The sequence below is a fragment of the Rhodoferax sp. P2_H8_2 genome, assembly GCF_056403235.1.
In genome coordinates, this window is the sequence record NZ_JBFUFW010000002.1 from 51,513 (window position 1) to 71,981 (window position 20,469).

Consider the following 20,469-nt stretch of genomic DNA (forward strand, 5'->3'; position numbering starts at 1 on the left):
AAGGTGAAAGATGAAAATAGCTGACAACAAAGCCACCCTGTCGTTCAGTAACGGCAGCCCCAGTGTGGAACTGCCGGTCTACCACGGCAACGTGGGACCTGACGTCGTGGATATCCGCAAGCTGTATGCGCAAACCGGCATGTTCACCTACGACCCGGGCTTTTTGTCCACCGCATCGTGCCAATCAGCCATCACCTACATCGATGGCGACAAGGGCGAGCTGCTGTACCGCGGCTACCCGATTGAGCAGTTGGCCACCAACTGCGATTTCATGGAAACCTGCCACCTGCTGTTGTACGGCAACCTGCCCGATGCAGCGGGCAAGGCCGACTTCACCAAGCGCGTGACCAACCACACCATGGTCAACGAGCAGATGCAGTTCTTCTTGCGCGGTTTCCGCCGTGATGCGCACCCCATGGCCATCATGACCGGCCTGGTCGGCGCACTGTCGGCCTTCTACCATGACAGCACCGACATCACCAACCCAGAGCACCGCGACATTTCCGCAATCCGCCTGATTGCAAAAATGCCGACCCTGGTCGCGATGGCTTACAAATACACCGTCGGCCAGCCCTACATGTACCCCAAGAACGAGCTGAGCTATGCCGGCAACTTCCTGCATATGATGTTTGCCACGCCTTGCGAACCCTACGTCGTCAACCCCGTCATCGAACGTGCGATGGATCGCATCTTCACGCTGCACGCCGACCACGAACAAAACGCCTCCACCTCCACCGTGCGCCTGTGCGGCTCGTCCGGCACCAACCCGTTTGCAGCGATTGCTGCCGGTGTGGCTTGCCTGTGGGGCCCCGCCCACGGTGGCGCCAATGAGGCCTGCCTGAACATGCTGGAAGACATCCAGAAGATGGGTGGCATCAGCAAGGTTGGCGAATTCATGGAGAAGGTCAAAGACAAGAACTCCGGCGTTAAGTTGATGGGCTTTGGTCACCGGGTTTACAAAAACTACGACCCTCGTGCCAAGCTGATGCAAGAAACCTGCAAGGAAGTGCTGGCCGAGCTGGGACTGGAAAACGACCCGCTGTTCAAACTGGCCATGGCCTTGGAAAAGATCGCGCTGGAAGACGACTACTTCGTATCGCGCAAGCTCTACCCCAACGTGGACTTCTACTCCGGCATCGTGCAACGCGCTATCGGCATTCCGGTGCCGCTATTCACCGCCGTGTTCGCGCTGGCCCGTACTGTCGGCTGGATTGCACAACTGAATGAAATGATTGGCGACCCGGAATACAAGATTGGCCGTCCACGCCAGCTGTTCACCGGCTCCGTCAAACGCGACGTATTGCCTATCGGCCAACGCTGATGGCAGCAGCCCTTGCGGCTGCGCTCCATGCCAATCCCCGCTGCTTGCAAAGGCAGCGGGGATTTTCATTTTTCAGAGGGGAATATGCCACTGGAGCGCATGGAATGTGCGTAAGCAGCTATCGTTTTGATAGTACCCACTGGGGATAAACGATTGCATGCCGTATCCGCCCTCGATGCCAGTCATCGCAAAACGCGATGCAAGCGGATAGATTCAATGGGAGAATAAAGGAACCACATCGCAATCAACGATGTCTAAATCCCATGCCCCATCCTGATCCCAACCTCGCCCGCCGCCTGGACCTGACTTCGCTTCAGTTGTTCGTCGCCGTCTGCGAACTGGGCAGCATCGGCAAGGCGGCCCAGCGGGAATTCATTGCACCCTCGGCGCTGAGCAAACGACTGAGCGATCTGGAAGCCACGCTGGGCAGCGCCCTGCTGCAACGGCATTCGCGCGGCGTGCACCTTACGCCCGCCGGGCAAAACCTGTTGCACCATGCCCGCAGCGTACTGTTCAGCCTGGAACGTCTGCAAGCCGAACTCAGCGAATACGCCGACGGCGCACGCGGCCAAGTGCGGGTACACGCCAGCATCTCGGCCACCGTGCAATTCCTGCCGGAGGACTTGGGCGCGTTCATCCGCGCCAACCCTGGCATCAAGATCGATCTGGAAGAACACTTGAGTGGCGAGGTGATCCGCGCAGTGCAGGAGGGCGCAGCCGATCTGGGCATCTGCAACACGGCCGATGGCGTGGGTGAACTGCAAACCTTGCCATACCGACAGGATCAACTGGTTTTGGTGGTGCCACGCAAGCACGCATTGGCCCGCAAAAAATTGGTCGCCTTTGAAGATACGCTAACGTTGGACCATGTAGGCCTGCACTCCAACAGCTCCATTTACGTCGCCATGCGCCAGGCCGCTTCCGCGCTTGGGCAAACCATCAAGCTACGCATTCAGGTCACCGGGCTGGACGCCATGTGCCGCATGATCCATAACGGGTTGGGCGTAGGCGTGATGCCCTTGCGCGCGTTCTCGCTGATGTACGGTGCAGGCGAGCTCAGTGCCGTGGCGTTGACCGATGCATGGGCGACGCGCCAGATCGAGCTGGTGGCGCGCGACTTCTCTACCCTGCCGCGCACTGCGCGGTTGCTGGTCGAACATCTAAAATCGAATCACTGAAGGAAAACCATGGCACGCACGCTTTACGACAAGCTCTGGGACGACCACGTTGTCCACACCGAAGACGACGGCACGTCCATTCTGTACATCGACCGCCATCTGGTACACGAAGTCACCAGCCCGCAGGCCTTTGAAGGCCTTCGCGTCGCTGGCCGCAAGGTCTGGCGCGTCAGCTCCATCGTCGCCACCGCCGACCACAACACACCCACCACCGGCTGGGAACGCGGCTACGACGGCATCACCGACCCAACCAGTAAAGAGCAAGTCACCACGCTGGACAGCAATATTGCCGAGTTCGGCTCGGCGGCCTACTTCCCGTTCCTGTCCAAACGCCAGGGCATCGTGCACGTGATCGGTCCCGAGAACGGCGCTACGCTGCCTGGCATGACCGTGGTCTGCGGCGACTCGCACACCTCCACCCATGGCGCATTTGGCGCACTGGCGCACGGCATTGGCACCAGCGAAGTCGAGCATGTGATGGCGACGCAAACGTTGCTGGCCAAGAAGGCCAAGAACATGCTGGTGAAAGTTGAAGGTACGGTTGCCAAGGGCATCACCGCCAAGGACATCGTGCTGGCCATCATCGGCAAGATCGGCACTGCAGGCGGCACCGGCTTCACGATCGAGTTCGGCGGCTCCGCGATCCGCGCCTTGTCCATGGAAGGCCGCATGACGGTCTGCAACATGGCGATTGAGGCCGGCGCACGCGCCGGTCTGGTAGCTGTTGACGAAAAGACCATCGATTACGTCAAAGGCCGCCCTCTGGCGCCGGGCCACAGTGCCGTCAATGGCGACGCGGCCGCTGTCGAATGGGACCAAGCCGTCACCTACTGGAAGACACTGCATACCGATGCAGGGGCAAAGTTCGACACCATCGTCGAGTTGGACGCGTCACAAATCCTGCCGCAAGTCACTTGGGGCACCTCACCCGAAATGGTGCTGGGTATCGATGGCCGCGTGCCAGACCCCGACAAGGAAAAAGATGCCAACAAGCGCGGCGCAATTGAACGCGCGCTGACTTACATGGGACTGGAGCCGGGCAAGGCCCTGGACGATTTGTTCGTCGACAAGGTCTTCATCGGTTCCTGCACCAACAGCCGCATCGAAGACATGCGCGAAGCAGCTGCCGTCGTGAAAAAGCTGGGCCAAAAGGTTGCCAAGAACATCAAGCTCGCGATGGTCGTGCCTGGTTCGGGTCTGGTGAAAGACCAGGCAGAGCGTGAAGGCCTGCATGAGATCTTCAAGGCCGCCGGCTTCGAGTGGCGCGAGCCCGGCTGCTCCATGTGCCTGGCCATGAATGCCGACCGTCTGGAGCCCGGCGAGCGCTGCGCCTCCACCAGTAACCGCAACTTCGAAGGCCGCCAGGGCGCCGGCGGTCGCACTCATCTGGTGAGCCCGGCCATGGCAGCGGCAGCAGCCATCCACGGCCACTTTGTCGATATCCGCAAATTCAGCTGACCCCTTCTCTGGAAGCTTTCATCATGAAAACACTCATCTCCCTGATTGCTACTTCTGCCCTGCTGCTCCTTTCTGGCTGCAACACTTGGTCCGGCGTCAAACAAGACGCTAAGGAGGTCGGTACGACCGCTGGCAAAGGTATCGAGAAAGCTGGCGAAAAAATCCGAGACATCTCCAAATAAGGCGCACCTCACCATGCAGAAATTCACCGTACACAAGGGCCTGGTGGCCCCCATGGACCGCGAGAACGTGGACACGGATGCCATCATCCCCAAGCAGTTCCTGAAGTCCATCCGCAAGACCGGCTTCGGCCAGAACCTGTTTGACGAATGGCGCTACTTGGACGCGGGCTACCCCGGCCAGGACCCGGCCAGCCGCAAACCCAACCCAGACTTCGTTCTGAACCAGCCGCGCTATGCCGGTGCCTCCATCCTGCTGGCGCGCAAGAATTTTGGCTGCGGCTCCTCGCGCGAACACGCGCCTTGGGCGCTGGATCAATACGGCTTTCGCGCCATCATCGCGCCCAGCTACGCCGACATCTTCTTCAACAACAGCTTCAAGAATGGCATGTTGCCCATCGTGCTGACCGAGACGCAGGTGGACCAATTGTTCAGCGAAGCGCTCGCCTTCCCCGGCTACCAGCTCACCATCGATCTGGAGCGCCAGGTCATCGTGAAGCCTCAGGGCGAAGAAATTCCGTTCGATGTGCAGGCCTTCCGCAAGTACTGCCTGATCAACGGCTTTGACGACATTGGCTTGACCCTGCGCCATGCAGACAAGATCAAGGCCTTTGAAGCCCAACGTTTGGCACAAAAACCGTGGTTAGCCCATACCATGCGTGCGTAAGCAGCTCCTAAAATAATAGCAAATCAGGCGGGGTTCGGCGTATGGCGCCACCTGCCTTCACCAAACTCAAAGTCTGAATATGAAAATCGCAGTGTTGCCGGGTGACGGCATTGGTACCGAAATCGTCGCGGAAGCCGTCAAGGTCTTGAAGGCGCTGGACCTGAAACTGGAAATGGAAACCGCGCTGGTGGGTGGCGTGGCCTACGACGCGCATGGCCATCCCCTGCCTGAAGCCACGCTCAAGCTGGCGAAAGAAGCCGACGCAGTGCTGTTCGGCGCCGTGGGCGACTGGAAGTACGACAAGCTGGAGCGCCAGTTCCGCCCCGAGCAGGCCATCCTGGGCCTGCGCAAGAACCTGGGCCTGTTCGCCAACTTCCGCCCCGCCATCTGCTACGAGCAACTGGTGGGGGCCTCCAGCCTCAAGCCCGAGCTGATTGCGGGTCTGGACATCCTGATCATCCGTGAGCTGACAGGTGACATCTACTTCGGCCAGCCGCGCGGCCGCCGTATCGCGACCGACGGGCACTTTCCTGGTGCCGAAGAAGCCTTCGACACGATGCGCTACAGCAAGCCCGAGATCGAACGCATCGCCCACGTCGCGTTCCAGGCCGCACGCAAGCGCAGCAAGAAAGTCACCAGCGTCGACAAGGCCAACGTGCTGGAGACATTCCAGTTCTGGAAAGACGTGGTCACCGAAGTCGGCCAGCAATACCCAGACGTCGAACTGCAACACATGTACGTGGACAACGCGGCAATGCAATTGGTCAAAGCGCCCAAGGCTTTCGACGTGGTGGTCACCGGCAACATGTTTGGCGACATCCTGTCCGACGAAGCGTCCATGCTCACCGGCTCTATCGGCATGTTGCCGTCTGCCAGCTTGAACAGCAGCAACCAGGGTCTGTATGAACCTAGTCACGGTAGCGCGCCTGACATCGCGGGCAAAGGCATTGCCAACCCGTTGGCAACCATACTGAGCGCGGCGATGATGTTGCGCTTCAGTCTGAATCAAGAAGAAGCTGCTCTCCGTATTGAGGCTGCTGTTCAGAAGGTATTGCAGCAAGGTTTGCGGACTGCGGACATTTATAGCGAAGGCACCAAGCGTGTGTCTACGTTGGAAATGGGTAACGCTGTGGTTGCGGCTCTGTAAGGCATTTCACACGCTTCAGATCAGCAGCGCGGTACGTTTTTGCTTCGTGTCCCCCGGGGCCGTGAGGGCCCCTCCTCCTTGACCTACGCAAAAACGCACCGCCCTACTGCTCCTCCGAACTTGGGCGTGCAAATGCCTTCAATTCCTTCCTTCGTGCACACACCTCTCCAGCAGCGGGTAAGGGGTGGGTGTTTTGCGGAGGTCAAGGAGGAGGGCCCTCACGGCCCGGGGGACACGTAGCAAAACATCCACCCCTTACCCGCTGCGGGCGAGAGACAAAACCGAACCCTGTAATCCCAAAGTAATCAAATCACCAAACTTGCAATTACAATGACACCCATGCAAGCACGCCCCATTTCCACCGCATCGACCCACAAGGTCGGCACTACTGCGCACACCGCAGTGGCAGTGGCTGGGTCTCTGGTGACCAAAACGACAACCATTACTGGCTAAACAGCCTGGTTCGTCGCGCCCCTCCCCGGCCAGACGAGCCGGGCAGATGAAATTCAAACATTTCGAAAATCTGAAAGGGCAATGCAATGAAAGTTGGAAATCTGGTCGGCCTGGTGGGCTGGCGTGGCATGGTGGGTTCCGTCCTTCTGGACCGCATGCAGGCCGAAGGTGACTTCGCGCTGATCGAACCTGTCTTCTTCTCTACGTCCAACGCTGGCGGTAAAGCCCCTGCGCTGGCAAAGAACGAAACCACCCTCAAAGACGCATTTGACATCGACGCGCTGAAGAAGTGCGACATCGTCATCAGCGCCCAGGGTGGCGACTACACCACCGAAGTCTTCCCCAAGCTGCGCGCCGCCGGCTGGAACGGCCACTGGATCGATGCCGCCTCCACGCTCCGCATGGACAAAGACGCCGTCATCATCCTGGACCCGGTCAACATGCCTGTAATCCAGAAGGCACTGGCAAACGGCGGCAAGAACTGGATCGGCGGCAACTGCACCGTCAGCTGCATGCTGATGGGCGTGGGCGCTTTGTACAAGGCCGGCCTCGTTGAATGGATGAGCACCCAGACCTACCAGGCTGCCTCCGGCGGCGGCGCCCAGCATATGCGCGAACTGCTGACCCAGTACGGCACGCTGAACGCCGAAGTCAAAGCCCTGCTGGACGACCCCAAGAGCGCGATTCTGGAGATCGACCGCAAGATCATCGCCAAGCAGCGCGCACTCACATCGGCCGAAACTGCCAACTTTGGCGTGCCGCTGGGCGGCTCGCTGATCCCCTGGATCGACAAGGATCTGGGCAATGGCATGTCCAAGGAAGAATGGAAGGGCATGGCCGAGACCAACAAGATTCTGGGCCAGGGCGCCGATTTTGGCTCGCTGGAAACCCCTGTCGACGGCTTCTGCGTGCGCGTAGGCGCAATGCGCTGCCACAGCCAGGCTCTGACCTTCAAACTGAGGAAGGACGTGCCCTTGGCCGACATTGAGGCCATGATCGCCGCTGACAACGAGTGGGTCAAAGTGGTGCCCAACACCCGTGAAGCCACGATTCAGGACCTGACGCCCGTGGCCGTCACCGGCACCATGACGATCCCGGTCGGCCGTATCCGCAAACTGGCGATGGGTCCGGACTATTTGGGTGCTTTCACGATCGGCGACCAGCTTTTGTGGGGTGCTGCCGAGCCGCTGCGCCGCATGTTGCGCATCCTTTTGCAGGCCTGATTACCTTTGGTTACAACGGCGGGGCGGGCTCACCCTGTCGTTGTCCCTTGGCAACATAAACTAGCCGTCCTGACCCAATCCATCATCGGCTTTGAAAGTTAAACACTTTCTTAGCTTGTCAGGCTAAGACATTGATGTTATGGTACTTTTTACGTTTTGAGAGCCGGGTTATTTGCCCGCAAAAAGACAAGTCCATTGCCGCTCGCCTGAGCACCGGAGGCTATTAAATTGATTGCTAAGTCACAACGTTGGCAGAAGACCGCACTTGCGGCTGCGGCCATTGCGTTCATGGGCCTGTGTGCTAACAGTGCCATGGCGCTTTCGCTCGGTCGCATTACGGTTCAGTCAGCCTTGGGCGAACCATTGCGGGCGGAAATCGATATTCCCGAGATCAACGCCGAGGAAGCCGCGTCCCTGCGCGCCGGTGTTGCCCACCCGGATGCCTTTGTGGCCGCCGGACTGGAATACAACACCGCACTTTCGTCCCTGCAGGCCAGTGTGCAGCGCCGTGCCAATGGTCAGGCCTACATTCGCCTGACTAGTACTCGCCCCATCAATGACCCGTTTGTGGACATGATTCTGGAAGCCAGCTGGTCCAGCGGTCGCATCATTCGCGACTTCACGATGCTGTTCGACCCACCGGTCGTGCGCCAAGCCCCAGCCCCCACGTTGCCTCAAGCCAGCACGGCGCCTGTACAGAGCAACCGCACAGCCCCCGTTACCCAGCCCAGCACGGCCTCAACTGACACCGCACGCGGCAACTCGGCGGCAAAGCCGGCCGCAGCACCCGTTGTTCCGACCAGCAAAGCACCTGCCAAACCTGCATCGGACTCCGGCAAGACAGTTACGGTGCGCGATGGTGACACCGCCGGCAAGATCGCCGCCAACGCCAAACCCGCTGGCATTTCGCTGGACCAGATGCTGGTCGCAATGCTGCGCTCCAACCCCGATGCATTCCTGAAGGGCAACATCAACCGCATCCGTTCTGGCGCGGTGATCAACCTGCCAAGCGAAGAACAAGCCCGTGCCGTATCGGCGTCTGAGGCCAGCCAGATGGTTGTGGCCCAAAGCAAGGATTTCAACGATTTCCGCCGCAATCTGGCGACCAGCGTGCCAACCGCTCCAGTAGTGGCTGCCGACCGCAAATCCAGCGGCTCTGTGACCGCCAAGGTTGAGGACAAGAAGCCCGCGGCAGCAACACCTGACAAACTGACGCTGTCCAAGGGATCGGTCCAAGCCAAAGCCGACGAAGCCCGTATTGCCAAGGAGCGAGCCGAGAAGGACGCCGCTGCGCGCGCTGCGGAACTGGCGAAGAACATCAAGGAATTGTCGAAGGTTGCAGCAGCCACCAAGCCTGCCGCGAGTGCGCCAATTGCCGCAGCACCGGTTGCAGCGGCAAAGCCCGCATCCAGCCCCATTCCTTCCGTCCCGATTGCCGCCGTGACTGCTCCGGTCGTAGCGCCCGTTGCATCTGCGCCCACGCCCGCACCTGTTGCTTCAACGCCAGCGCCCGCCCCTGTCGCAGCCGCAAAACCCGTGGTCGCGGCGCCAGCCCCTGCCGCACGTGTTGAAGAACCCGGCATTCTGGATGAATTGCTCGCAGACCCGCTGGTACCAGCGGGAGCTGGTGGCTTGTTGGTATTGCTCGGTGGATTTGCGTTCTGGCGCCAACGCCAGCGCAAGAAGAACTCTGCCCAAGTGGATAGCTCCTTCCTGGAAAGCCGCCTGCAACCGGATTCCTTCTTTGGTGCCAGCGGCGGTCAACGTATCGATACGGCCAATGAAGGCCCGGTATCCAACTCGTCCATGGTCTATTCCGCCAGCCAGTTGGATGCTGCGGATGACGTGGACCCGGTGGCCGAAGCCGATGTCTACTTGGCATATGGCCGCGACCTGCAAGCCGAAGAAATCCTGAAAGAAGCGGTTCGCACCAACCCCAACCGCTTGGCGATTCACACCAAGCTGATGGAGATTTACGCCAAGCGCCGCGATGCAAAGAGTTTTGAAGCCGCGGCCACCCAGGCATTCAAGCTGACCGGTGGCAACAGCCCCGAATGGGCGCGCATCTGCGAAATGGGACTGACCATTGATCCTGATAACAAGCTGTACCAGCCTGGCATTACGTCCGTCAGCGGATTCGGTGATCTGGGGCCAGCACCTACCGAGGCCACGATGGCGTTCAAGCGGAGCGACGCTCCGTTTGCCAACAGCACGGTTCCGCAATCGGTCCAACCCGAGTATGCCGAGAGCAAATCCATGGATCTGGATCTGGATCTGGATTTCTCCATGGACGACGAGCCCGCCAGCGCAATCAGCGATGTGACGGGTGGCAAAGTACCTGAGCCTGCCGAGCGGACACAGAAGATGGTCTCCACACCCCCCTCTGACGACGGCATGTCGCTGGACTTTGATGTCTCCGGCCCCGGCGCATTGAGCGCAGAACCCGAACCCGCCGCCGCACTGCCTGAAATCTCGCTGTCAATGGACGGCCTGAGTATGTCAAAAGACGACATGCTGGACCGGCCCGACTTTGTAGCGACCGACACCGCTCCACCAGACACCGGACGTACCGGTTTGGGTGCATCAGACAGCACCTCCGCAGGCATGTTGGAGTTCGACATGGGCTCCCTGTCGCTGGACTTGGATACTCCTTCCGAGCAACCGAGCGAAGCGCCAACTCTGTCGGGAGAAGACCCGCTGGAAACCAAGCTGGCCTTGGCCGACGAGTTCATTTCCATTGGCGACGAAGATGGCGCCCGTGCGTTGATCGAAGAAGTCGTGGCTGAAGCAACGGGCGACATGCGGGTCAAGGCGCAGCGCGCGCTGGCCAATCTGAGCTAAGGCGCCCAGCGGGCGTCTTGGCTTCCTTTTCTTCTTGAAGGTCTGAACCCGCCATGAGAGTGGCGCTGGGCATCAGCTACAACGGACGGGCCTACCACGGCTGGCAAAGCCAGCCGTCGGGCCTCACCATCCAGGACAAACTCGAAGCCGGGCTCAGCAAGTTTGCGGCGCAACGGGTCTCCACCCTGTGCGCGGGTCGCACCGATACTGGCGTGCACGGCATCATGCAGGTTGTGCACTTTGACACCGAGCTCGAACGCGACACCTATTCCTGGGTGCGCGGCACCAACGCCAATCTGCCACGTGATATTGCCGTCCAATGGGCCGTTTTTACGCCGGACGAATTCCATTGCCGCGCCTGCGCCACGTCGCGGCGCTATGCCTATGTACTCTACGAGTCGCCCATCCGGCCCAGCGTGGACCATGGCCGCGTCGGCTGGACATTCAATACGCTGGATGGGCAAGCGATGCGACAGGCGGCCGATATCCTGATTGGCGAGCACGACTTCACTTCATTCCGGGCCTCTGCGTGCCAGGCCCTGACCCCGGTCAAGACCATGCTGGAAATCGCATTCAGCAAACGCGGTGCGTACTGGCGTATCGAGTTCGAAGCGAATGCCTTTCTGCACCACATGATTCGCAACATCATGGGCTGTCTGGTTCAGATTGGCCAAGGGAAGCAGCCACCCGAATGGATGGCCGAAGTATTGGCAGCGCGCAATCGTCGCGCCGCTGCTCCCACCTTCTCGCCCGATGGCCTGTACTTTCTCGGCCCGCGCTATGACGCCAAGTGGGGCATACCCGACCGCACCGCTGCGTATGATGGCTTGCCATGACAAGCCAAAAAACCCGGATCAAAATTTGCGGCCTGACGCGTGAACAGGACGTGGAAGCGGCCGTGGCCGCTGGGGCCGATGCCGTGGGATTCGTTTTATACGACAAGAGCCCCCGCTATGTCACCCCGGAACGCGCAGCCATGTTGGCGCGCCGATTGCCAGCTTTCGTCACCCCTGTGCTGCTGTTCGTGAATGCCGCACCAGGTCTCGTGCGGCAAGCGTGCGAACAGCTTCCCAACTCGACACTGCAGTTCCATGGCGATGAAACGCCACAACTGTGCCTGGCTTTGGCCAAGGCATCGAGCGAGCGCCCCTACCCCCGGCCTTTTTTGCGCGCAGCGCGCATTCCCCTTGGCGATGACGACCAGGCCTTTGACCTCGTACAATTCACAAACGATTACTTCAAGGCCCAAGCCATCCTGCTCGACGCACACGTCGAAGGCTACGGTGGTGCAGGCAAAACATTCAATTGGTCACTTCTTCCTCCAAACGTCAACGCTCACCTCGTCTTGAGTGGTGGACTCACCAGTGCAAACGTGGGCGATGGCATCACATCGGTTCGGCCGCGCTGTAAAACGCTGGCCGTGGACGTGAGCTCCGGCGTGGAAGCCATCGACGCTCAGGGCAAGCCCCTCAAGGGCATCAAAGACCCCGTAAAGATTTTCGAGTTCGTTGCTGCCGTGCGCGCAGCGGACCAGCAATTTCAATAATTTCCGGTACGGACTGCACACAGTGCCAGCTCCGTCCGATCACGGATGGAAAACCATGTACGAATACCAGCAACCCGATGCCAAAGGCCACTTTGGCCAATACGGCGGCAGCTTTGTTTCCGAGACACTCACCCACGCCATCAACGAGCTGAAAGACACCTACGCCAAGTACCAGCACGACCCGGCCTTCCTCGCCGAGTTCCAGTCTGAGCTGTCTCACTATGTAGGCCGCCCTTCCCCGGTCTACCACGCAGACCGCATGAGCCGTGAAATGGGCGGTGCGCAAATTTTCCTGAAGCGCGAAGACCTGAACCACACCGGGGCGCACAAGGTCAACAACACCATCGGCCAGGCCATGCTCGCCAAGCGCATGGGCAAGCCGCGTGTGATCGCGGAAACTGGCGCCGGCCAACACGGCGTGGCTACGGCCACCATTTGCGCACGGTACGGCCTGGAATGCGTGGTCTACATGGGCAGCGAAGACGTGAAGCGCCAAAGCCCCAACGTCTACCGCATGAAACTCCTGGGCGCCACCGTGGTTCCGGTCACGAGCGGCAGCAAGACGCTGAAAGACGCACTCAACGAAGCCATGCGCGACTGGGTAGCGAACGTGGACAACACCTTCTACATCATTGGCACCGTGGCGGGCCCACACCCTTACCCGATGATGGTGCGCGACTTCCAAAGTGTGATCGGCAATGAATGTCTGGTGCAGATGCCCGAGATGCTGCTCGCCGCTGGCTGCAAGACACAGCAACCGGACGCTGTCATTGCCTGCGTGGGCGGTGGCTCCAACGCGATGGGCATCTTCTACCCCTACATCCCGTACGAGAACACCCGCCTGATCGGCGTGGAAGCAGCGGGCGAAGGCCTGGACAGTGGAAAACACAGCGCCAGCATCCAACGCGGCAGCCCGGGCGTGCTGCACGGCAACCGCACCTATGTACTGCAGGACGACAACGGCCAGGTCACCGAGACGCACAGCATCAGCGCGGGCCTGGACTACCCCGGCGTAGGCCCGGAGCATGCGTTCCTGGGCGATATTGGCCGCGCGGAATACGTGGGTATCACCGACAAGGAGGCACTTGAAGCCTTCCACTACCTATGCCGCACGGAAGGCATCATCCCCGCACTCGAATCCAGCCACGCCGTGGCCTACGGAATGAAGCTGGCCAAGACGATGCGCCCCGACCAGTCGATTTTGATCAACCTTTCAGGCCGCGGCGACAAGGACATCGGCACGGTGGCCGATCTGTCGGGTGACGATGTGTATGACCGCCCTTCGATGCGCGGCCATGTGGTGAAGGGAGCATGAGCATGGGACGCATTGACACCACGTTCTCGACCCTCAAAACCCAGGGTCGGAAGGCGCTGATTCCATTCGTCACCGCCGGCTACCCGTATGCCGATGTGACGCCCGAACTGATGCACGCCATGGTCGCGGGCGGTGCGGATGTCATCGAGTTGGGCGTGCCATTCTCCGACCCCAGCGCCGACGGCCCTGTGATCCAGAAGGCGGGCGACAAGGCCTTGGCGTTTGGCATTGGCCTGGTGCAGGTTCTGGCCATGGTGCGCGAATTCCGAAAAACCAACGCCACCACGCCCGTGGTGCTGATGGGCTACGCCAACCCGGTGGAGCGCTATGACCAGAAACATGGAAAAGCCGGCGCCAACAGCACTTTCGTCAAGGACGCGGCGGAAGCCGGTGTGGACGGTGTTCTGATCGTCGACTACCCGCCCGAGGAATGCGAGACTTTCGCCGCCGATCTGCGCGCGCATGGCATGGACCTGATCTTTTTGCTGGCGCCTACCAGCACCGATGAACGAATGCAGCAAGTGGCCCGTGTAGCCAGCGGCTATGTGTACTACGTATCGCTCAAGGGCGTGACTGGCTCCGGCGCACTGGATATTGGCGCTGTAGAAGCCATGCTGCCACGCATACGCCAGCACATCAGCACGCCGGTCGGTGTGGGCTTTGGCATTCGTGATGCGGAAACCGCCAAAACCATCTCCAAAGTGGCCGACGCTGTGGTGATTGGCAGCAAGATCATCCAATTGCTGGAAGACCAGCCACGCAATCAGGTAGCGGCCACGGCACAGAAATTTATGCAGGAAATCCGCTCAGCACTGGACGCCTGAACGCAGGACCTCGTTTACAGTAGCGCCCACACAGGCGAGGAGTCTTGATTGATGGACACAGCACAACCCACTGGCGGCGTTAACCTCACGGAACTGCAGCAGCTGCGCATCAGCCTGGCGCAGCGCGACATTGAGCTGTCCATCATCAACACCATTCAACAAGCTATTGTTGAAGAACTGACTTTCCAGGCCATTGTCGATTTTGTGGGCGACAAACTGCGCGCTGTACTTCACAGCGATGACATTGCCATTTCCGTGTACGAGGCGGAAACCAACCTGATCCACAGCCTCTATGTCTACGAACACGGTGTGCGGCTCAACCTGGATCCGGAACCGCCGCGCCCGGGCGGCCTGTACGAGGCGATGGTGACAACCGGGCGCGAGGTGATTATCAACAATGCAGTGGAGCTGGATTCGGCGGGCCTGCAAATCATGGATGGCACCGACAAACCGGTGTCCATCATCAGTGTTCCCGTCTTTGCCGGTAAGCAGATCATTGCGCTCTTGAGCCTGGAAGACCATGTGCAATCCAATGCATTTGGTGAGGCGCAATGCCGACTTCTCAATACAGTGGCAACCAGTTTGGGCGCTGCGCTAAAAAACGCACAACTTTTCACCGAGACCATCAAAGCCCGCGCCGCCGCAGAAGCGGCCAACCAGTACAAAAGCGATTTCTTGGCCAACATCAGCCATGAAATCCGTACCCCGCTGAATGCCATCATCGGCATGGGCTTTCTGGCCCTGGGAACGGAGCTGACAGAACAGCAGCGCGACTACCTGCAAAAAATCCAGCGCTCGGGCCAGCATCTGCTGGGCATCATCACCGACGTGCTGGACTTCAGCAAAGTCGAGGCGGGGATGATGCAGATGGAATCCGTGGACTTCTCGGTGCAAGACCTGATCGAAGATGTAGCCACGCTGATCTCTGAGAAAGCGGAAGAAAAGGGGTTGAAGCTGGCCGTTGACATCGCCCAGGATGTGCCGGCCATGTTGGTGGGAGACGCGCTGCGACTGCGCCAGATCCTGATCAACTATGCCAACAACGCCGTCAAGTTCACAGACCAGGGCGACGTGGGCATCCGGATCCGTCTGCAGAGCCAGTCCACCCATGAAATTCTGCTGCGATGTGAGGTGAGCGACACCGGCATCGGACTCACCGAAGAACAAATCAGCCGCCTGTTCCAGAGTTTTCAACAAGCTGACACTTCCACTACGCGGAAATACGGCGGAACGGGCCTAGGACTGGCCATTTGCCGGCAACTGGCCGAATTGATGGGAGGCGACGTTGGCGTGCAAAGTGTTCCAGGCAAAGGATCGACCTTCTGGTTTACGGCCCGCCTGCAACTGTCCAGCAGCGAACCTGCGCAGCGTGCACCCCGTGAAGACTTGCGAAAATCGCTGCTCCTGAGCAAAGCGCTGGCCGGAGTCAGGGTGCTGGTGGTTGAAGACAACCCCATCAACCAGCAAGTGGTTTTGGAAGTCCTGACGGGCGTAGGCGTTGTAGTTGAAGTTGCGGGCAACGGCGCAGTCGCTGTGACGATGGCACAAGCGCAATCGTTTGATGCGATCCTGATGGATGTGCAGATGCCGGTGATGAACGGTCTGGACGCCACGCGTGCCATGCAGGCCTTGCCAGGCTGGCCCGGAACACCCATCATCGCAATGACTGCCACTGCCATGTCGGCGGACTGGCAGCGCTGTTCAGACGCGGGGATGGTGGATTTTGTGGCCAAGCCGATAGTGCCGGCGGGGCTTTTTTCTGCCCTGTTGCGATGGAGCAAGCCCCCGACGCGCAACACCACGGCCGGCGATGGACCACCCCTGCCACTGCAAGAGGATGCGATGGCGGTAGTTAACGAATTGGTGCGGCTATTGCGGGATGACAACCCGCAGGCGTTGCGGCTTTTTGCGGCCAAGGAAACCTTGTTCAACCGCATGTTTGCGACACAGTTCCGCAGCCTCAAGCTTGCCATCACCCGCTTTGCACTCGATGAAGCGCATGACATTTTGCGCAGGGCAGTAGCACAGGCCACACCCTGAAATGACCCACAATGCGCCGCCCATAACCGATGCACGTGCCACCGTGTTGGTGGTGGACGACACGCCCTCCAATCTGTCGCTGATGACCGATTTGCTGGAGACTGATTACCGGGTCAAGGTCGCCTCCACCGGCGCGCGGGCGCTGAAGATCGCGCAGGCAGATAATCCGCCTGATTTGATTTTGCTGGATGTCATGATGCCGGAGATCGACGGCTACGAGGTTTTGCAGCAACTCAAGGCCAATCCGGCGACGCGCGATATTCCTGTGATTTTCATGACGGCGCGCAATGAAATCCGCGATGAACAGGCGGGCCTTGCCATGGGCGCGGTGGACTATTTCACCAAACCCATCAGCCCACCCATCATGCTGATGCGGGTCAAAAACCACCTGGCCCTGAAATCTGCCTCCGATTTCCTCAAAGATAAAAATGCGTTCCTGGAGCAGGAAGTGCTACGTCGGACCGAGGAGGTGCATGACGTTCAGGATGTAACCATCCTGATGATGGCCTCGCTGGCGGAAACCCGCGACAACGAAACGGGCAATCACATTATTCGCACCCAGCACTACGTCAAGCTGATCGCCCAACAGTTACAGAAGCACCCCAAGTTTTCGGCAGCCCTCAACGACACCGCAATCGACCTGCTGTTCAAGTCTGCACCCTTGCACGACATTGGCAAAGTCGGCATAGCGGACGACATCCTGCTTAAACCGGGAAAACTGACCGCCGAGGAGTTTGAGGTGATGAAGACCCACACCACGCTGGGCAAAGTCGCGATTGAGAGCGCCGAGGCGCGTCTGGGCAAACACGTCCCTTTTTTGCAAGTCGCCAAGGAGATTGCCCTGTCGCACCAGGAAAAGTGGGACGGCACCGGCTACCCAGAGGGGCTGGCCGGAGACGCTATACCGCTGTCGGCCCGCCTGATGGCAATTGCCGACGTCTACGATGCATTGATCAGCCGACGCGTCTACAAACCCGCCTTTTCGCACCAGGACGCCATGCAAATCATCGAGGAAGGTCGGGGCCGCCACTTTGACCCGGATGTCGTGGACGCTTTCGTCGCCGTCCAGCTGGAATGCATGGCCATCGCCGACCGATACGCCAATACGGATGACGAGTTGGCAAAACGGCCATAATCTGGACTTTCGCGGAACCTGGAAGCGAGTGAGACTATGAGTTGGTTAGAAAAACTGTTACCCCCCAAAATTCAGCAAACCGACCCTGCGGACCGCCGCAGCGTGCCGGAAGGCCTGTGGATCAAGTGCCCCAGCTGCGAAGCGGTGCTCTACAAGACCGATTTGGAGCAAAACCAGAATGTCTGCCCCAGCTGCAGCCACCACCACCGCATTGGCGCCCGCGCCCGCCTGAACGTCTTTCTGGACAACGAAGGCCGTTACGAGATCGGCCAGGAAGTGCTGCCCATTGACCCATTGAAGTTCAAGGACAGCCGCAAATACCCCGAACGTCTGAAAGAGGCGCTGGAAAACACCGGGGAGACCGACGCGCTGATCGTCATGGGCGGTGCGGTGCATGGCATTAGCCTGGTCGCCGCCTGCTTTGAATTTGAATTCATGGGCGGCTCGATGGGATCGGTCGTTGGCGAGCGCTTTGTGCGCGGTGTCGAAACTGCCATCGAACAGAAAGTGCCTTTCATTTGCTTCACCGCCACTGGTGGCGCACGCATGCAGGAAGGCTTGCTCTCGCTGATGCAAATGGCCAAAACCAATGCGTCTTTGACCCGCTTGGCCAAGAAGGGCCTGCCCTATATCAGCGTGCTGACCGACCCGACCATGGGCGGCGTTAGCGCTGGATTTGCATTTTTGGGCGACATTGTGATTGCCGAGCCAAAAGCGCTGATCGGCTTTGCCGGCCCCCGTGTGATCGAATCAACCGTGCGCGTAACTTTGCCGGAAGGCTTTCAACGTGCCGAATTCCTGCAGACCAAGGGCGCGGTGGATTTCATCAGCGACCGGCGTGAACTGCGCAGGACCATTGCCGACTCACTGGCGATGTTGCAGCGACTACCTGCCGATGCTGTGATCTAGACAAAAAGGCCCTCTGAAGAGGGCCTTTTTTACAGCAGCATCAGTACGGCTGCCTGGACTTTGCCCAGCAGAATGCCCAGTATCTGCAACAGCACCAACAACACCAGCGGCGACAGATCCACGCCACCCACCAGCGGCAGCACGCGCCGTATGGGTATCAGCACCGGCATCACCAGGCGCTCCAGCAGGTCCGCAGCGGGCGACTGGGTCTGGACCCAGGACAGCACGGCATAGACAATCACCATAATCGTCAGGCCGTAGACACACATCTGCGCCACTGCAAACAGCGTGTAAATCAGGATGGGAATCGGGCTGCCTGCCATGCCTACCAACAGCCACAGCAATAAGAACCGGACCAGCTCAATCAAATAGGCACCGATCAAGCTGGCGGTGTCTAGCCGACCCATCGCCGGAAGTACCTTGCGCAGGGGCAGTACCAGCCAGTCAGTGGTCGCAAAAATGAAGTTGCCCATCGGGTTACCGGAGCGCGCCGACATGGGGATGCGCTGGAATTGCATGTACAGGCGCAGCAGGCACATACCGGCCAACAAACCGGCAATGACTTCCAGCAACAGCGAGGCAATTTCAAACATAGAGGCGGGCATCCAAAAGTGGCGCCGCCATCATAGCGCGCAGGGGCGGCTTCCCTCTTAGAATCACGGGTTCCGCTACGCATTGAATCCCATGTCTGATACAACACCCGCCGCACCCGCCCCTATCGACGAAAACCAGCTGATTCTGGAGCGCCGCGAAAAACTCAAAGCCATTCGCCAGCAGCAGGTAGACGGCAAAGGCGTGGCCTTCCCGAACGATTACAAACCCAGCCACAAGGCCGAGGCGCTGTTCGCCGAATTTGAAGCCAAGACCACCGAAGAGTTGGCCGCACTGGGCGCGACCGCCAAGGTAGCCGGTCGCATGATGCTCAAGCGCGTAATGGGCAAGGCCAGCTTCTGCACCTTGCAGGATTCATCGCTAGGCACCACGGGTGGCCGCATCCAGATTTACGTCAAGGGTGAAGACGTGGGCGAAGAGCTGTACGCCGCGTTCAAACACTGGGATCTGGGCGACATCGTCGCCGCTGAAGGCACCGTGTTCAAGACCCGCACCGGCGAACTGTCGATCCACGCCACCAGCGTACGCCTCTTGACCAAGAGCCTGCGCCCGATGCCCGACAAGTTCCACGGCATGGCGGACCAGGAAACCAAGTACCGCCAGCGCTATGTCGATCTGATGACCGACGTGGAAGCGCGCAAACGTTTCATGGCGCGCAGCAAAGCCGTCAGCGCCCTGCGCGAATTCATGGTGGCGCACGACTTCCTGGAAGTCGAAACGCCCATGCTGCACCCCATCCCCGGTGGCGCCAACGCCAAGCCGTTCAAGACGCACCATAACGCGCTGGACCAGGAAATGTTCCTGCGTATCGCGCCCGAGCTTTACCTGAAACGCCTGATCGTCGGCGGCTTTGAGCGCGTGTTCGAGATCAACCGCAGCTACCGCAACGAAGGCATCTCGGTACGCCACAACCCCGAGTTCACGATGATGGAGTTCTACGCGACGTACTGGAACTACCAGGACCTGATGGACTACACCGAAAAGCTGATCCGCGACGCCGCACAGCGCGCCACCGGTTCGCTCCAACTCACCTACGCCGGCAAGCCGGTGGACCTGGCCCAGCCGTTTGAGCGGCTGACGATTGTCGAAGCCATCCGCAAATACACCGAAGCCGGCGATAACGTCAACGACGCAACCTGGCTGACCAACGCATTGAAGAAGTTGGGACTGAACGAGGCCAAGAATAAGCTCGCGGGTCGCACACTGGCCAGCCTGCAAGTGCTCTACTTTGAAGAGACTGTCGAAGAGAAGTTGTGGAACCCCACCTTCATCATGGAGCACCCCACCGAAATCTCGCCGCTGGCGCGCGCCAACGACGAGCGCCCCGAAGTGACCGAGCGCTTTGAGCTTTACATCACCGGCCGCGAATTCGGCAACGGCTTCTCCGAGCTGAATGACGCCGAAGACCAGGCCGCACGCTTCAATGCGCAGGTGGTGGCCAAGGACAGCGGTGACGATGAAGCCATGTTCTACGACCACGACTTTGTGCGCGCGCTGGAATACGGCATGCCACCGACAGGCGGCTGCGGCGTGGGTATCGACCGGCTGATGATGCTGTTGACCGACAGCCCCAGCATCCGCGACGTGATCCTGTTCCCAGCGCTACGCCGCGAAGTTTAAT

At 59.6% G+C, this 20,469-nt stretch carries 17 protein-coding genes; 16 read left to right on the top strand and 1 reads right to left on the bottom strand.

The window, feature by feature from the left end:
• Window positions 1-10: 10 nt before the first annotated feature.
• The 15 genes from gltA to accD all read left to right on the top strand — a co-directional run bounded on the left by gltA (window position 11) and on the right by accD (window position 18,236).
• Window positions 11-1,321, top strand: a complete 1,311-nt coding sequence (gene gltA, locus AC1DV6_RS03150) for a citrate synthase (RefSeq protein ID WP_477975045.1) — start codon at window positions 11-13, stop codon at window positions 1,319-1,321.
• Window positions 1,322-1,584: 263 nt separating this feature from the next.
• Window positions 1,585-2,499: a LysR substrate-binding domain-containing protein gene (locus AC1DV6_RS03155; RefSeq protein WP_477975047.1), complete on the top strand. Its 915-nt coding sequence runs from the start codon at window positions 1,585-1,587 to the stop codon at window positions 2,497-2,499.
• Between the two features lie 9 nt (window positions 2,500-2,508).
• Window positions 2,509-3,957, top strand: coding sequence for a 3-isopropylmalate dehydratase large subunit (gene leuC, locus AC1DV6_RS03160; protein WP_477975048.1), 1,449 nt, complete (start codon window positions 2,509-2,511; stop codon window positions 3,955-3,957).
• Window positions 3,958-3,980: 23 nt separating this feature from the next.
• Window positions 3,981-4,139, top strand: coding sequence for an entericidin EcnAB (locus tag AC1DV6_RS03165; RefSeq protein WP_477975050.1), 159 nt, complete (start codon window positions 3,981-3,983; stop codon window positions 4,137-4,139).
• Window positions 4,140-4,152: 13 nt separating this feature from the next.
• The gene (gene leuD, locus AC1DV6_RS03170) at window positions 4,153-4,803 is read left to right on the top strand and encodes a 3-isopropylmalate dehydratase small subunit (RefSeq protein ID WP_477975052.1); all 651 of its coding nucleotides are present in this window, start codon (window positions 4,153-4,155) and stop codon (window positions 4,801-4,803) included.
• Window positions 4,804-4,882: 79 nt separating this feature from the next.
• Window positions 4,883-5,950 (top strand): 3-isopropylmalate dehydrogenase, encoded by a 1,068-nt coding sequence (leuB, locus tag AC1DV6_RS03175; RefSeq protein WP_477975054.1) that lies wholly within the window; start codon window positions 4,883-4,885, stop codon window positions 5,948-5,950.
• Window positions 5,951-6,489: 539 nt separating this feature from the next.
• Window positions 6,490-7,626 (top strand): aspartate-semialdehyde dehydrogenase, encoded by a 1,137-nt coding sequence (asd, locus tag AC1DV6_RS03180; protein WP_477975056.1) that lies wholly within the window; start codon window positions 6,490-6,492, stop codon window positions 7,624-7,626.
• Between the two features lie 228 nt (window positions 7,627-7,854).
• Window positions 7,855-10,467: a motility hub landmark protein FimV gene (locus tag AC1DV6_RS03185; RefSeq protein ID WP_477975058.1), complete on the top strand. Its 2,613-nt coding sequence runs from the start codon at window positions 7,855-7,857 to the stop codon at window positions 10,465-10,467.
• 53 nt (window positions 10,468-10,520) lie between these two features.
• A complete protein-coding gene (gene truA / locus AC1DV6_RS03190) occupies window positions 10,521-11,303 on the top strand; it encodes a tRNA pseudouridine(38-40) synthase TruA (RefSeq protein WP_477975060.1) in 783 nt (260 codons plus the stop codon).
• Window positions 11,300-12,013 carry a phosphoribosylanthranilate isomerase gene (locus tag AC1DV6_RS03195; RefSeq protein ID WP_477975062.1) on the top strand — a complete coding sequence of 238 codons (714 nt, stop codon included), beginning with the start codon at window positions 11,300-11,302 and terminating at the stop codon, window positions 12,011-12,013. Before truA ends, AC1DV6_RS03195 begins: the two co-directional genes overlap by 4 nt.
• Window positions 12,014-12,068: 55 nt before the next feature.
• Window positions 12,069-13,328 (top strand): tryptophan synthase subunit beta, encoded by a 1,260-nt coding sequence (trpB, locus tag AC1DV6_RS03200; RefSeq protein WP_477975064.1) that lies wholly within the window; start codon window positions 12,069-12,071, stop codon window positions 13,326-13,328.
• 2 nt (window positions 13,329-13,330) lie between these two features.
• Complete coding sequence (gene trpA, locus AC1DV6_RS03205; protein ID WP_477975066.1) at window positions 13,331-14,152, top strand: tryptophan synthase subunit alpha; 822 nt, start codon at window positions 13,331-13,333, stop codon at window positions 14,150-14,152.
• A gap of 51 nt (window positions 14,153-14,203) precedes the next feature.
• Window positions 14,204-16,192, top strand: coding sequence for an ATP-binding protein (locus tag AC1DV6_RS03210; RefSeq protein WP_477975068.1), 1,989 nt, complete (start codon window positions 14,204-14,206; stop codon window positions 16,190-16,192).
• A gap of 1 nt (window position 16,193) precedes the next feature.
• Window positions 16,194-17,327 (top strand): response regulator, encoded by a 1,134-nt coding sequence (locus AC1DV6_RS03215; RefSeq protein WP_477975070.1) that lies wholly within the window; start codon window positions 16,194-16,196, stop codon window positions 17,325-17,327.
• 36 nt (window positions 17,328-17,363) lie between these two features.
• Complete coding sequence (gene accD, locus AC1DV6_RS03220; RefSeq protein WP_477975072.1) at window positions 17,364-18,236, top strand: acetyl-CoA carboxylase, carboxyltransferase subunit beta; 873 nt, start codon at window positions 17,364-17,366, stop codon at window positions 18,234-18,236.
• A gap of 29 nt (window positions 18,237-18,265) precedes the next feature.
• Here accD and AC1DV6_RS03225 read toward each other — a convergent pair whose 3' ends face one another.
• Window positions 18,266-18,829 (bottom strand): YggT family protein, encoded by a 564-nt coding sequence (locus AC1DV6_RS03225; protein WP_477975074.1) that lies wholly within the window; start codon window positions 18,827-18,829, stop codon window positions 18,266-18,268.
• Between the two features lie 91 nt (window positions 18,830-18,920).
• On the opposite strand from AC1DV6_RS03225, the gene lysS reads away from it, so the two are divergent.
• Window positions 18,921-20,468, top strand: a complete 1,548-nt coding sequence (gene lysS, locus AC1DV6_RS03230; RefSeq protein WP_477975076.1) for a lysine--tRNA ligase — start codon at window positions 18,921-18,923, stop codon at window positions 20,466-20,468.
• Window position 20,469 lies beyond the last annotated feature (1 nt).